12 protein-coding genes are annotated in these 13,427 nt (G+C 41.2%); 7 read left to right on the forward strand and 5 right to left on the reverse strand.

Features of this window, described 5'->3' with window-relative positions; all coding sequences use genetic code 11:
- Positions 1-345: 345 nt before the first annotated feature.
- Together V7K45_RS30490 and dnaN are read left to right on the forward strand one after the other, a co-directional pair.
- The gene (locus V7K45_RS30490) at positions 346-660 is read left to right on the forward strand and encodes a hypothetical protein (RefSeq protein WP_335009352.1); all 315 of its coding nucleotides are present in this window, start codon (positions 346-348) and stop codon (positions 658-660) included.
- A 43-nt stretch (positions 661-703) separates the two neighbouring features.
- Positions 704-1,867: a DNA polymerase III subunit beta gene (dnaN, locus tag V7K45_RS30495; protein WP_335009354.1), complete on the forward strand. Its 1,164-nt coding sequence runs from the start codon at positions 704-706 to the stop codon at positions 1,865-1,867.
- Positions 1,868-2,305: 438 nt separating this feature from the next.
- Here the strand turns inward: dnaN and V7K45_RS30500 are convergent, their stop codons facing one another.
- The gene (locus V7K45_RS30500) at positions 2,306-2,836 is read right to left on the reverse strand and encodes a hypothetical protein (RefSeq protein WP_335009356.1); all 531 of its coding nucleotides are present in this window, start codon (positions 2,834-2,836) and stop codon (positions 2,306-2,308) included.
- A gap of 638 nt (positions 2,837-3,474) precedes the next feature.
- On the opposite strand from V7K45_RS30500, the gene V7K45_RS30505 reads away from it, so the two are divergent.
- The 4 genes from V7K45_RS30505 to V7K45_RS30520 all read left to right on the forward strand — a co-directional run bounded on the left by V7K45_RS30505 (position 3,475) and on the right by V7K45_RS30520 (position 10,007).
- The gene (locus V7K45_RS30505; RefSeq protein WP_335009358.1) at positions 3,475-4,740 is read left to right on the forward strand and encodes an AAA-like domain-containing protein; all 1,266 of its coding nucleotides are present in this window, start codon (positions 3,475-3,477) and stop codon (positions 4,738-4,740) included.
- A gap of 259 nt (positions 4,741-4,999) precedes the next feature.
- A complete protein-coding gene (locus tag V7K45_RS30510) occupies positions 5,000-5,977 on the forward strand; it encodes an ABC transporter substrate-binding protein (protein ID WP_335009360.1) in 978 nt (325 codons plus the stop codon).
- 9 nt (positions 5,978-5,986) lie between these two features.
- Entirely contained in the window at positions 5,987-8,650 is a 2,664-nt protein-coding gene (locus V7K45_RS30515) for a hybrid sensor histidine kinase/response regulator (protein ID WP_335009362.1), read from the forward strand.
- A complete protein-coding gene (locus V7K45_RS30520) occupies positions 8,640-10,007 on the forward strand; it encodes a diguanylate cyclase domain-containing protein (protein WP_335009364.1) in 1,368 nt (455 codons plus the stop codon). Before V7K45_RS30515 ends, V7K45_RS30520 begins: the two co-directional genes overlap by 11 nt.
- 78 nt (positions 10,008-10,085) lie before the next feature.
- Here V7K45_RS30520 and aat read toward each other — a convergent pair whose 3' ends face one another.
- Entirely contained in the window at positions 10,086-10,661 is a 576-nt protein-coding gene (gene aat, locus V7K45_RS30525) for a leucyl/phenylalanyl-tRNA--protein transferase (protein WP_335009366.1), read from the reverse strand.
- Between the two features lie 102 nt (positions 10,662-10,763).
- On the opposite strand from aat, the gene V7K45_RS30530 reads away from it, so the two are divergent.
- A complete protein-coding gene (locus tag V7K45_RS30530; RefSeq protein ID WP_012410384.1) occupies positions 10,764-11,093 on the forward strand; it encodes a hypothetical protein in 330 nt (109 codons plus the stop codon).
- Positions 11,094-11,169: 76 nt separating this feature from the next.
- Here V7K45_RS30530 and rpsN read toward each other — a convergent pair whose 3' ends face one another.
- The 3 genes from rpsN to rseP form a co-directional block, all read right to left on the reverse strand.
- Positions 11,170-11,472, reverse strand: coding sequence for a 30S ribosomal protein S14 (rpsN, locus tag V7K45_RS30535; protein ID WP_190939279.1), 303 nt, complete (start codon positions 11,470-11,472; stop codon positions 11,170-11,172).
- A gap of 75 nt (positions 11,473-11,547) precedes the next feature.
- Positions 11,548-12,237, reverse strand: coding sequence for an endonuclease III (gene nth / locus V7K45_RS30540; protein WP_335009368.1), 690 nt, complete (start codon positions 12,235-12,237; stop codon positions 11,548-11,550).
- Positions 12,213-13,313: an RIP metalloprotease RseP gene (gene rseP / locus V7K45_RS30545; protein ID WP_335009370.1), complete on the reverse strand. Its 1,101-nt coding sequence runs from the start codon at positions 13,311-13,313 to the stop codon at positions 12,213-12,215. Before rseP ends, nth begins: the two co-directional genes overlap by 25 nt.
- Between the last annotated feature and the right edge of the window lie 114 nt (positions 13,314-13,427).

Below are 13,427 nucleotides of genomic sequence, written 5' to 3' on the forward strand. Positions count from 1 at the left end.
TCTTATACATGGAAGAACATGTGTTGCAAAGTATTAAGCCTTTGCAGCAATTGCTTATATAATTTTTGGAAATACTTAAGCCTTTCTTATACATGGAAGAACATGTGTTGCAAAGTATTAAGCCTTTGCAGCAATTGCTTATATAATTTTTGGAAATACTTAAGCCTTTCTTATACATGAAAGAACATGTGTTGCAAAGGTTTAAATTATTACAGCCTGAAGCGTAAGAGCGTAGGCGTAGCCCATCGTAGACATCGCTTTTGCCTGTTGTCTAACAATAGAATCTTCCCTTGAACCCTGTTAACGCGATAAATGAAGTCCTGTTGGTATTAAAGCAGATAATTTATGACAGCCAGAGAGCAACTTATTCAGGAAATTGAGCAGGTTTCAGATTCTCTAGTGGAAGAAGTGTTAAACTTCTTGCTATTCATAAAAGGTAGACAGGATCGGAAAAATACATCTGATGATGAGAAAAGCCAGCCATCTGAGCAAAGCATTCTAGAGTGTATGGGAGGAATTCCCCAACATTTGCTCAGTGTTGGTAATTTATCAGACCGAGATGTTTGGAGAGGGGTTATTGCATCGCAGATAAAGCAGAGCCACCAAGCCGTTTCCTCAAATTTTTTACCCCTAAGCAACTTCGTCCGCGATCGCCTATAAACATAAGGATGTTAGGATATCTTTCACTAGCTGCATCTGACTTATGAAATTAGTTTGCTCCCAAAGCGATCTCAGTACAAACCTCTCACTCGTTAGTCGTGCAGTACCTTCACGGCCAACTCATCCAGTACTTGCCAATGTGCTGTTACAAGCGGATGCTGAAACTAACCAAGTAAGCTTAACAGCCTTCGATCTCAGTTTGGGAATCCGCACCAGCTTTAACGCAGAGGTATGGCAAAGTGGTGCGATCGCACTTCCTGCTAAGTTACTTGTAGACATCACCTCTCGTCTTCCAGAAGGCGAAATTACTTTAGACGATGAATCAGCCGTGACAGGTGCAACATCCGGTGGAGAAGGGTTAATTGTCACACTCACACCCAAGAGTGGACATTACCAAGTCCGAGCAATGGGGCCGGAAGAATTTCCCGAACTACCTATAATTGAAAATACAGAAGTAATCCATCTCACCACTACCGCATTAATTGAAGGATTACGCGGTTCATTGTTTGCTACAAGTGCTGATGAAACCAAGCAAGTACTCACGGGAGTGCATTTAACAGTTAAACAAGACACCCTAGAATTTGCAGCTACCGACGGACATCGCCTCGCAGTCGTAGAAACTAGCAACGAACGTCCTCTAGGCGGAACTACTCAACTAGAAGTGACAGTACCAGCGAGAGCATTACGCGAACTTCAACGAATGTTAGCTCATAGCGCCTCATCAGATGAACCTGTAGCTTTATATTTCGATCAAGGTCAAGTGGTGTTTGCATGGCAAAATCAACGCTTGACTAGTCGTACATTAGAAGGGCAATATCCTGCTTATCGACAATTAATTCCGCGCCAATTTGAGCGACAAGTGACAATTGAACGGCGACAATTTGTCAGCACTTTGGAACGGATTGCTGTGTTAGCCGATCAAAAAAATAATATTGTCAAACTCAGTATTGATAGCGAAGCTCAAGAAATTACTTTATCATGTGAGGCTCAAGATGTGGGCAGTGGTAGAGAGTCGATGCCTGCACAAATTTCTGGGGAAAATATTGAAATTGCTTTTAACATTAAATATTTGATGGAAGGCTTGAAAGAGTTACCATCTTCAGAAATTCAAATGCATTTAAATCAAAGCCTAACTCCAGTAATTTTTACACCATTGGGGGGTTTGAAAATGACCTATTTAGCTATGCCAGTACAACTTAGAAGTTAAAAAGAGTCAAATTATCTTATACGAATGGCACGCTTGTAAAGCCCAAAGACTTATACCATTTTGGATTTTAGATTTTAGATTTTGGATTGTGAAACATCCATTTGATAAGTGTTTCAGTTTCCCATCTGTCGCAATCATTATTCAAATTGGTATTAGTTGTATCCTTGTTCCTAGTCTCCAGGCTAGGAACGAGTTCCGAGAGGCTTTGCCTCTTGTCAAGCTCTGGAGGCGGAGCCTCCCAGAATGGGTTCCCAGCCTTCAGGCTGGGAACCAGTCAGAAAGCACTTGCAAGAGACTTCATAAGCTGCGCTCACAATGAAAATGTCTTTTCCTCCTGCCTTCTGCCTCCTGCCCCCTGCCTCCTGCCTTAAAATAAGGCAGGTCTAATGAACTACTTGACGATATGCTTTACCAGTGCGAGTTCCGACTCTTTGATCTCTACTTAACTGGAATAACTTCAAATTGGAAAGTACCGATCAAACGGTTATCAATATAGACTTCTATTCTATGCTTACCAACTGGATCGCCAGGAGCGATTGTCCAAAAATTCTCAATTACACCTTCTGGAGCCGACTGTGTGCGCCGTGTTACAGATGTCTTGCCGTCTGCTGATATTGAAAAATCTTCACCATTATCTGTACCCCAAGTTTCTGGAGGTTTTGGTAAATACAAGACTTCACGCCATTTCACTTCACCTTGGTAGTTTTTGAGTTTAATCCGCCACCCGTAGGTGTTTCCTTCCTGAAGTGGCACTCTTGTTGTCTGGAAAATGGTAACGTTTCCTTTGGAGTCAACTCTCTTCAGACCAAACTCGGTGTTACTGACAGTAATTTGTTTTGCATTCGTTGGCGCCGGAGATGATATGGCATTTTCTACCAAAACAGAAGTAGCGTTGATTGGCTTAGAACCGATGACCCCAGCTATTAGCCAAAAAGCAGCTAGCACAGCAGTAGTAGTCCAAATTCTCATTAGTATGGTTTTCCTGTCAGACTTTTGGTACTTATTCAAGTAATCTGCCATGTTTTCCGGGTCAAGGTTAGCGATGGTTAGATAAGTTTTGGGAAAAGGTTAAAGGGTAAGGGGAAAAGGGAAAAAACCTTTAACCATTACCCGAATGGCACTAAGTTAAAATACAGCCTTTGCCCCAACTGGTTCCCAGCCTGGAGGCTCCGCCTCCATAGCTTGACAAGAAGCAAAGCCTCTCGGAACTCGTTCCTAGTCTCCAGGCTAGGAACGAGGATACAACTAAGTCTTTGGACTTTACAAGCGTGCCATTCATCCTTAGAGGTTGTTTGAAAAGGGTCAGTTCGAGCCTTAAATGCAACTCAGAAAAGCGATCGCAAGTCCCCAACCCTCACTATATCGTTCAACTTCTTGATAGCCAGAGTAGTCAAATATACCTTGGATGACTTTTCAAACATCCTTTTACCCTTTTCCCCTTAACCGAGAAGTATTGGCATCGCATTTACTGCATACCCATTCCTCACCGTCTTACTCTACAAGACACTTCCCGAAGGGGATAGTGTGGCATGGATATAGTATTCTAAATCCTGAATTCTGAATTCTGACTCCTTCTTTATCTCCTCCTTTTTAATCACACTTTGCCCATGAGATACCAAGTTGGCGGTAGCCTCCACAGCGACGATCCCACTTATGTTGTGCGTCAAGCAGACGAAAAACTTTATAACAGTTTGAAAGGTGGCGATTTTTGCTACGTCTTCAATTCTCGCCAAATGGGTAAATCATCCCTACTACAGCGAATAAGTCATCGTCTCAAGTCAGAAGGCTATAAATGTGTTTACTTAGACGTAACGCAATTGGTTAGTGAAGAAACCACATCAGCACAGTGGTATAAAGGAATTATTGTCAGCATTTTCTACGGGTTAAATCTGGCGGAACACGTCAACTTTAAGCAATGGTGGAATATGCAAATAGGTCTGTCTCCTGTACAAAAACTACACCACTTTGTTGAAGAAATATTGTTGCCAAATGTCAATAGTCATTGTGAAGGAAACGGCGAAGCTAAAGGCATTTTCATTTTAATTGATGAAATTGATAGTTTGCTGAGTTTGAATTTTCCGGTCAATGACTTTTTTGCTTGGATTCGTCATTGCTACAATCAGCAGGCACACGATCCGAATTTTCAACGTCTGGGATTTGCATTGTTTGGAGTCGCCAGCCCATCTGATTTAATTGCTGACAAACACCCAACACCTTTTAACATTGGGACAGCTATTGAGTTATATGGCTTTCGATTGCATGAAGCTAGCCCATTGCTAAATGGGTTACAAGGAGCAATCAGTCAACCAGAAGTTGTGCTGCAAGAGGTAATTTATTGGACAGGGGGACAACCGTTTCTCACTCAAAAACTTTGTCAGTTAATTCTCCAAACTGCCTTAAAGACATCAGAGCGGAAAATTTTTCTACCCCCAAAAACTGAGGCCTATTGGGTAGAAGAATTGGTGCGATCGCAGATTATCCAAGACTGGGAATCACAAGATGAACCCGAACACCTCCGCACGATTCGCGATCGCCTACTTTTCAACCAACAACAAGCCGGACGGTTGCTGAGTCTTTATCAGCAGGTATTGCAAGCACAGGAAATAGAAGATGGGGGGATGGGGGGACGGGGAGACGCAAAAAGGAAAGACACTAGCGACTTTTTGCTTTTACCTCCAATATCTCCCGTGGCTACCGATGATAGTCGAGAACAGACGGAGCTTTTACTATCGGGATTGGTTGAGAAGTACAACGGCTATCTCAGAATTAAAAATCCCATTTACCGACATATTTTCAATACTGAATGGGTATTAAAGCAGTTAGACAATAGACTTCTTGGCATTGTAGGGACAAGGGGAAGGGGTAAAGGGTAAGGGGGAAAGGGGAAGGGGTAAAGGGTAAAGGTTTTGTTTGTATTTCACTCTTACCCTTTAACATGAGTCCCTTTTCCCTAAGAGTGCAAAAATATATTTTTGCAACAGACTCCACGAGCTGCGCTCACAAGGAACAATGAAAAAAAAAATCATGTTGGAACGATTTTGCGTACTTTCAGCCTCTATTTTCAAGGCAGGTCTAATTAGTCTGTTTAGCTGAATCTTTGATTAACAATAATTAAAAACCATCAAAAATTCTATGCTTAAACTACTCAGATCCATTAGCATTTTCCTCATTACCGCCTGTTTACTACTTGCTTGTAATACTTCAGCACCAACTGAAGTAAAACGCCCTCCCTTGAAAGTGATATTTGGATCTTTTGTTGGAGAGCTTCCAGGTATCATTGCTCAAGAAAAAGGATTCTTCAAAGCCCAAGGGGTAGATGTAGAACTAATTCATACACAATACACCCAATTGGAACAAGCAAACTTCAATGCAGGTAAGTATGATGGGATTACATCGTCCTTGGGAATTTTTATCATCTTGAGTGCCATAAATCCAGATATACAATGCCCGATCGTTATAGATGAATCAATAGGAGCGGATGTGGTAGTCGCCCAATCAAAAATTAAAACTGTCGCTGACTTGAAAGGTAAAAAGCTGGGTGTAAATCTAGGCGGTTTTAGCGAAGTTTTCGTGACTAAAATGTTGAAAACTGCCAATTTAACCAGTGATGATGTGAACTTAGTTCAATTAGAGGCTTCAGAAATTCCTCAACGCTTGAAAAATAATACGATTCAAGCCGGACACACTTGGCAACCCTATCTCTCTGAAGCGATGAAATTAGGAGGAAATATCCTATTTACTAGCAAGCAAACCCCTGGCTTGATTTTAGATTTGATTATCTTTCGCGGTGAGACAATCCGCGATCGCCCCGAAGACATTCGTGCATTTGTGCGAGGATGGCTGCAAGCCTCAACCTACTGGAAAGCAAATGTTGAGGAAGGAAAAGCGATCGTCAGCAAAGCGTTAAAAATTCCGTTCGATACTCTCTCTCTAGAGGGAATAAACCTAACTGATTTAGGTGAAAATCAAAAATATTTTCAATCTAGCAACCCTAACTCCATTGATAAAACTGCCAAGATATATGCAGACTTTTTTATTCGCTCTGGAAACATTATGCGTATTCCTGAACTAAAAAGTTTGTTTAATTCTTCCTTCTTGAATCCCCCCTAGTTTGAAGCCATGCAGCACTCGTTTTTGGGCGGCATCCGTACAAAATTAATCGCCTCGTTTTTGGTTGTTGCTTTGATTCCGTTGCTGTTATTGGCATTTGTCAACAAACAGACAACTGAAAAAGCACTAACTGACAACGCCCGACAGGCCCTATCTGCGGCGGCTAACGAAACCGCTAACAGAATAGATGCCTTTATTGATGGAAATCTCAATGCCGTGCGCGTAGAGGCGATTTTACCAGGTTTGGCGCGCTACCTCAGCCTAACTCCAAAACAGCGAGACGACAGCCCCGAAATGCAATTGGCGACAGAAACATTAATTCGTCTCAGTCGCAAAGATATGCTCAATATTCTCTCTTATGCTTTGCTCGACTTAAACGGTAAAAATGTATTGGATACACGTACACTGAACATTGGCAAAGATGAATCAGTTCAAGATTATTTTAAAAAACCGCTAAAAACTGGTTTCTCCTTTGTTTCTAGCATGAAGCGATCGCCGACAATTCCCGATCTTATTACCCTCTTTTTTAGTAGTCCGGTTCGCAATGCCAAGGGAGATATATTAGGTATATTGCGTGTTTCATATAATGCGACTGTTGTTCAGCAGTTAGTAACTCGACAAACCGAACGGGCTGGGGCAAAATCTTTTGCGATTCTTTTAGATGACAATAATATTTATCTGGCACATAGCACTGCACCAGAACTGCTTTTTAAATCAATTGTGCCTCTGCCTGATGATGTTGTAACTCAACTGCAACAGGAAGGTCGTTTGGCTGATTCTTCTGTCAAAGAATTGGCAACTAATGAGTCAAAGCTTAAACAAGCATTGGATAATAAACAGTCGTATTTAATTGCATCCTTAGAAGCAACAGGCGATCGGGTTAATTTAATTGCGATCGCTCGTTTGCAATATAAACCTTGGTCTGTGTTGTTTGCCCGACCCCTTGCCGTTGCCCTAGCACCTGTAGAAAAGCAAATTCGGAACACAATTTTTGTATTTGCATTTATCGCTGGAGTAGTGACAATCATTGCTTTTGCTATTGGGCAACTGCTAACAAAGCCAATAATTCACCTTACCAATATAGTTTTCCAGTTTACCGCAGGTAACTTAGATATCCGTGCCAAAAATAAATCAAAAGACGAAATAGGTCAACTAGCAAAATCGTTTAATAACATGGCACTTCAGTTACAAACATCTTTGGAAACTTTGGAACAACGAGTACAGGAGAGAACAGCAGAGTTAGCCATTGCTAAAGACAAAGCCGAAGTAGCAAATCAAGCTAAAAGTTTATTTATTGCGAATATGAGTCATGAGTTGCGATCGCCCCTCAATGCTGTTCTAGGTTTTTCTCAATTAATGTTACGCGCTAAAAACTTGCCTGCCGAGCATTATGAAAATGCCGGGATCATTTATCATAGTGGTGATTATTTACTAACGCTCATTAATAATATTCTCGATTTATCAAAAATAGAAGCTGGTAAAACTACTCTTAATCCTAGAGACTTTGACCTGTATCGCTTGCTAGATGATTTAGAAGATATGCTACATTTACAGGCAAGTAATCAAGGCTTAAATTTAATATTTCAACGTAGTGAAAATGTCCCATGCTATATTTGCACAGATGAGGTAAAACTCCGGCAAGTATTAATTAATTTGATTACTAATGCCATTAAGTTTACTCAACAAGGAACAATTAGTTTAACAGTAAATAATACTAGTGAAGAAATTACAGATATTTTCACTCTTGATTTTCAAGTCTGTGATACAGGAGTGGGGATTGCAGCCGCAGAATTACCCAAAATTTTTAATGCTTTTTCTCAAGCACAAGCTGGAAAAGAATCTCAAGAAGGAACGGGTTTAGGTTTAGCAATTAGTCACAAGTTTATTCAGTTAATGGGAGGAGATATTTCTGTTGAAAGTAAATTAGGAGTCGGGACAACTTTTAAATTTTATATTCAAGCAAAATTAGGTCAACCAACCAATAAAAATACTTTAGAAATACATCCAAAAGTAGTAGAACTTGCACCAGGACAACCTATATATAAACTATTAATAGTAGATGATAAACCTATTAATCGCCAATTATTAATTAAACTTTTACAACCGTTAGGGTTTGAGATGAAAGAAGCTAGTAATGGCAAAGAAGCGATCGCTATTTGGAATGAATGGGAACCCCACCTGATTTGGATGGATATGCGAATGCCCGTCATGGACGGTTACGAAGCTACAAAATATATCAAGTCCACTACAAAGGGGAATGCTACAGCTATAATTGCTCTGACGGCAAGTGTTTTAGAAGAAGAGAAAGCGATCGTTCTTTCAGCCGGATGTGATGACTTTCTCCGCAAACCTTTTGCAGAACATACAATTTTTGACACACTAGCTAAACATCTTGGTGTCAAATATATATTTGCTAAAAATAATTATTCAAATTGGGAATATACAGAAAAAAATCCTTTAACATCCAACAATCTAATTTGTATGTCTCAAGAATGGATTAATCAATTCTATGAAGCTGCTTTAGAAGCAAATACTAATCGGGTCATGGAATTAATTAGAGATATTCCCAAAACAGAAACTTTTTTAATTCAATCTTTAACAAAACTTGCTCGAAAATTTGAATTTGAGGAATTGGTTGATTTAGCCGAACCCCTGAGAAGCAATGAATCTTAATTCTGATAAAGAAAATAAAGGTAATATTCTCCTAGTAGATGACAGTCCCAAGAATTTACATTTATTAAGTGATTTTCTGGTCAAACTCGGCTACACTGTTCGTAGTGTCACAAGTGGACGGATGGCACTAAAAACAGTAAAGGCAAAGCGACCAGACATCATTCTTTTAGATATCAAGATGCCAGAAATGGATGGCTATCAAGTGTGTAGAACTCTGAAAGCCGATGAATTTCTCCGCACCATTCCTGTTATTTTTATTAGTGCTTTAGATGATGTGTTCGATAAAGTGATAGCCTTTGAGTCAGGGGGCATAGACTACATCACCAAACCCTTTCAGATGGAAGAAGTTGTAGCGCGTCTAGAAAATCAGTTAACCATTCAACGCCAGCAACGGCTTCTAGAACAAGAAAATATTAAGCGTAGGGAAACAGAAGAGATACTGTATCATTCCAGGGCAATGCTAGCCAGTATTTTGAATAGTTCGCTAGATGGTATAGCCGCTATGCAAGCTGTCCGCAACCCTGTAACTGGAGACATTGAGGATTTTCGTTGCTTAGTTATCAATCCTGTCATTGCTAGAGCCTTCGGAAGCAAATGTGAAGAGATGATTGGCAAATTACTATTCAAAGAATTCTTAGCTCATCTTGAACCAGAACTCTTTAATCACTTTGTTAATCTTGTCGAAACGGGGGAAGCTTTAAAACGAGATTTCTACCATCCATTAGGCAATTCTTGCTGGTATCACTTTGTTGCAGTCAAACTAGATGATGGTTTTGCTATTACCATACGCGACATCACTGGACGAAAACAAATTGAATTGGCTCTCCAAGATGCAAATCAGAAACTAGAACAACTGGCAAATTTAGATAGCTTGACTCAGGTGGCTAACCGTCGTTGCTTTGATGCACGACTAGAAGCAGAATGGAGACGCCTTGCACGAGAACAACAACCCCTGTCACTGATTATGTTTGACGTTGATAAATTCAAACTTTACAACGATTGCTATGGTCATCTTGCAGGCGATGATTGTCTAATAAGGATAGCGCAAACAGTGCAACAGACAATTCGTCGTCCTGCCGATTTAGTGGCGCGTTACGGTGGAGAAGAATTTTTGGTACTCTTGCCCAATACTGAGTTAGCGGGAGCGAATAAAGTAGGGGAAAGTATTCGGCAAGCAATTCATGCTCTGGCTATTCCCCATGTACACTCTGATGTCAAGAATATTATCACCGTTAGTTTAGGAATTACCTCTCGCATACCTATTTGGGACATCAAGCCAGATACACTCATTGCCTCAGCAGATAAAGCACTGTACAATGCCAAACAAAATGGGCGCGATCGCTATTGTAATGATTGAAACATTTTTTATGGCAATACCTTCATTTCCGCCATGACTACATCAGTTACAATCACATCCGAGGCCTTTTTTCTCAAATTAGACTAACTTACAAGCACGTTGCAACGCTTGCTCAAGTAAAGATTGATATTCTTTATCCTCAACCCGATAAGCGCCAAACCTTTCCAAATGGGGATTCATCATTTGGGCATCAAAAAACACAAATTTCCTTTGACGCAATCTTTCCACCAACTTTACCATCGCTACCTTTGAGCCTTCGGGAATGCGGTAAAACATTGACTCGCCAATAAAAGCCCCACCAATCACAATCCCTAAAATTCCCCCGGCTAATTCGTCACCCTGCCAAGTTTCAAAACTATAAGCATAACCACTCTGGTAAAGTAGCCAGTAAATCTTTTCCAATTCCGGTGAAATCCAAGTTGTCTCTCTATTAGCACAGCCAGCCACTACAGCCTGAAAGTCTCGATTAATCGCTACAGTAAACCTTTCTTGATTCAAAACGCGCTGCAAAGACTTGGGGTAGCGAAACCGCTCATCCAAAGGAATAAAAGTCCGATCGCGACTTCCGTACCAACTCAGGCGATCGCGTTCATCAGCCATGAGAAAATAACCTTGTGCATAGCCCTCAACAATAGCGGCGATATCATATTGCATAAATAAATATAAAAAACACTCTTAGAAACGCAATTTGATGCTAAAAAATCAACCTTAGCGTTCCTCTGCGTTTCTTTCCGCGTCCCTCTGCGTTTAAAAAAGATGACTCAACCAATTCCACCCATCACCCTACCACCGCCCGAAAATCCGTTGCTCGAAGGTGAATGGTTACGAGAACGCTTACAACGGTGGCTAGATACAGAATTTATCCCCGAAGCAGTCAACCAAAATATTGCTCAACGAGCCGCACAAATTTTTGTGCGTCAACGGATGGAAGGAGAAAATGACCTTGGTTCTCTGGTAATTGCCATTGTCACAGAGATGCAGTCCTATGATTTTTCCAATAGCTTCTACGGAGAGTTTGCGATCGCTAACGCCGTCAGCGATCTACTCTTAGAAAGTCTGGGAATTGATAAGTGTTGTGGTCAATAATTTTTGTCATTTGTCCTTTGTCATTAGTCCTTTGTTATTTACCAATGACCAATGACTAATGACTAATGACTCTTGACTACCAACTAGACTTAACAACTCCCGGTAAAAGACCTTCATGCGCCCATTCTCGTAGTACGTTCCGAGACAACCCAAAATCGCGGTAAACTCCTCTAGAACGACCAGTCAACCAGCAACGATTGCGGTGGCGGGTGGGCGCACTATTCCGGGGTAGCTGTTGAATCTTCCGGTGGATTTCTAATTTATCCAAAGGAGATGCTGCACTTCTGAACTCTTCCAAGAGAGCTTCCCGCTTGTCAGCATACTTTTCTATCAACTTGGTGCGCTTTTTCTCGCGCTCAATCATGCTCTTTTTTGCCATTATTCTCTAACTTATTTTAAGACACCGTTTTCCATTCTACAGTCTCTCTATCAATTCTGGGGTTACTGATGTCGCTTATCCTACAACCACTGGCTTATTTGCAGCAGGACATAAATCGGCAAGCTCACAAGCAACGCAGACAGGGGAGCGGGCTTTACAAATAGCACGACCGTGATAAATCAGCCGAATTGACCAATTTTCCCAATCAGGCTGAGGCAATAAACCCATTAAATCTTGCTCAATCCGAACGGGGTCTGTATGTTCAGTTAAACCCAAGCGTTCGCACAGGCGCTTGACGTGAGTATCTACTGTCACGCCAGCATTAATGCCATAACCATGAGCTAGGACTACATTTGCTGTCTTGCGTGCCACACCTGGAAGCTTTAATAATTGCTCCATTTGGTTGGGGACAACAGAGTTAAACTCAGTGACAATCATCCGACAGGCGGCTTGAATATTCTTGGCTTTATTGCGATAAAACCCTGTTGAACGCACCAAACTTTCTAATTTTACCAAGTCAGCGATCGCTAAACTCTCAGCATCAGGAAACTTACCAAACAAAGCTGGTGTCACCTTATTCACCCGCTCATCAGTACATTGAGCAGAGAGAATCGTTGCCACCAACAATTGTACAGGCGTTGAGTAATTCAAAGAGCAAGTAGCATCTGGATAAAGACGCTTCAGACGAGCTAAAACTTCTATCGCCCGTTGCTTTTTAGATAACGATTTGCGGGTAATGCTCACTGGAACAATTTTTGTACCCACTCCAATTGGCTAGTTAATTGGGTGGTTTCTTTGACGATCAGAAAAATCCCTAACCCTAAGAGTAACACCAAACCGGTTTGCATTACACCTTCTTGAATCCGGGCGGGTACAGGCTTACCGCGTAAACCTTCAATTAGCAGAAAAGCGAGTTGTCCGCCATCCAAGGCTGGTAAAGGCAAAATATTGATAATAGCCAAGTTAATGCTGATAATTGCCGCAAAAGACAACAAGTTTGCGCTATTATCATCAGCTAATTTTGCACCGATTTTGACAATATTAACTGGGCCAGAAACTTGTCCAGCAGTTTGTTGAAAATTGGTAATCAACTGCCCAAAACCGCTAAGTGTCCCAACAAATAATTGTTGAAACCTGTTAGCAGCAATACCAAAAATTTCAAAAGGACTATTAGGACGGCGATAAATTGCTGTAGCATTTGGACTGAGTGCCACACCAACTACACCTTTGCCATCGGCTCCCAGTTTCGGCGTTAATTTCAAGGTTTGTTGTTGTTTTTCACGCAGAATTTTCAGTTCGATTTGCTGATTGGGATGAGTTTGAATTTCTTTTGTCAGCAAAGGAGTTGATTTATCAGAAGCCGGGAGTTCTTGACCGTTAACAGCCAGAATAATATCTCCTTCCCGAATTCCTGCTTGATAGGCAACAGATTCTTGATTAACAGGCTGTACAACGACACCAGCTTGATAGTTTAACTCTTTGGGAATGCCAACAATACCCAATTGCAGAACCAACACCAAGTAGGCAAATATTAAATTTGCAATTACTCCGGCACTGATAACTATCGCCCGGTCTAAAACTGGACGGTTACGCAGCAGATTTGGGTCATTGGGTGGAACATCGCTATCGGGGTCATCATCGGGAAAGCCGACAAAGCCGCCCAAGGGAAAGGCGCGGACAGCATATTCGGTTTGCGAACCTTGGTACTTTAAAAGAACTGGGCCAAAACCCAAAGAAAAACGGTTAACAAGAATGCCTTGAGAACGGGCTGCAACAAAATGTCCCAACTCGTGTACCAAGATCAAAACAGCCAAGACTGCGATCGCTGCTAAAACTGACATAGAGTAAATTGTGAAGATATTAAGCTATAGTTATCTCCATTCTAATTGGGCATTGGGTATTGGGTATTAGTCACTGGTCATTGGGAAATAACAAAGGACATAGACGCGCTAGCG

It is taken from the genome of Nostoc sp. (genome assembly GCF_036917375.1).
GTDB lineage: Bacteria > Cyanobacteriota > Cyanobacteriia > Cyanobacteriales > Nostocaceae > Nostoc.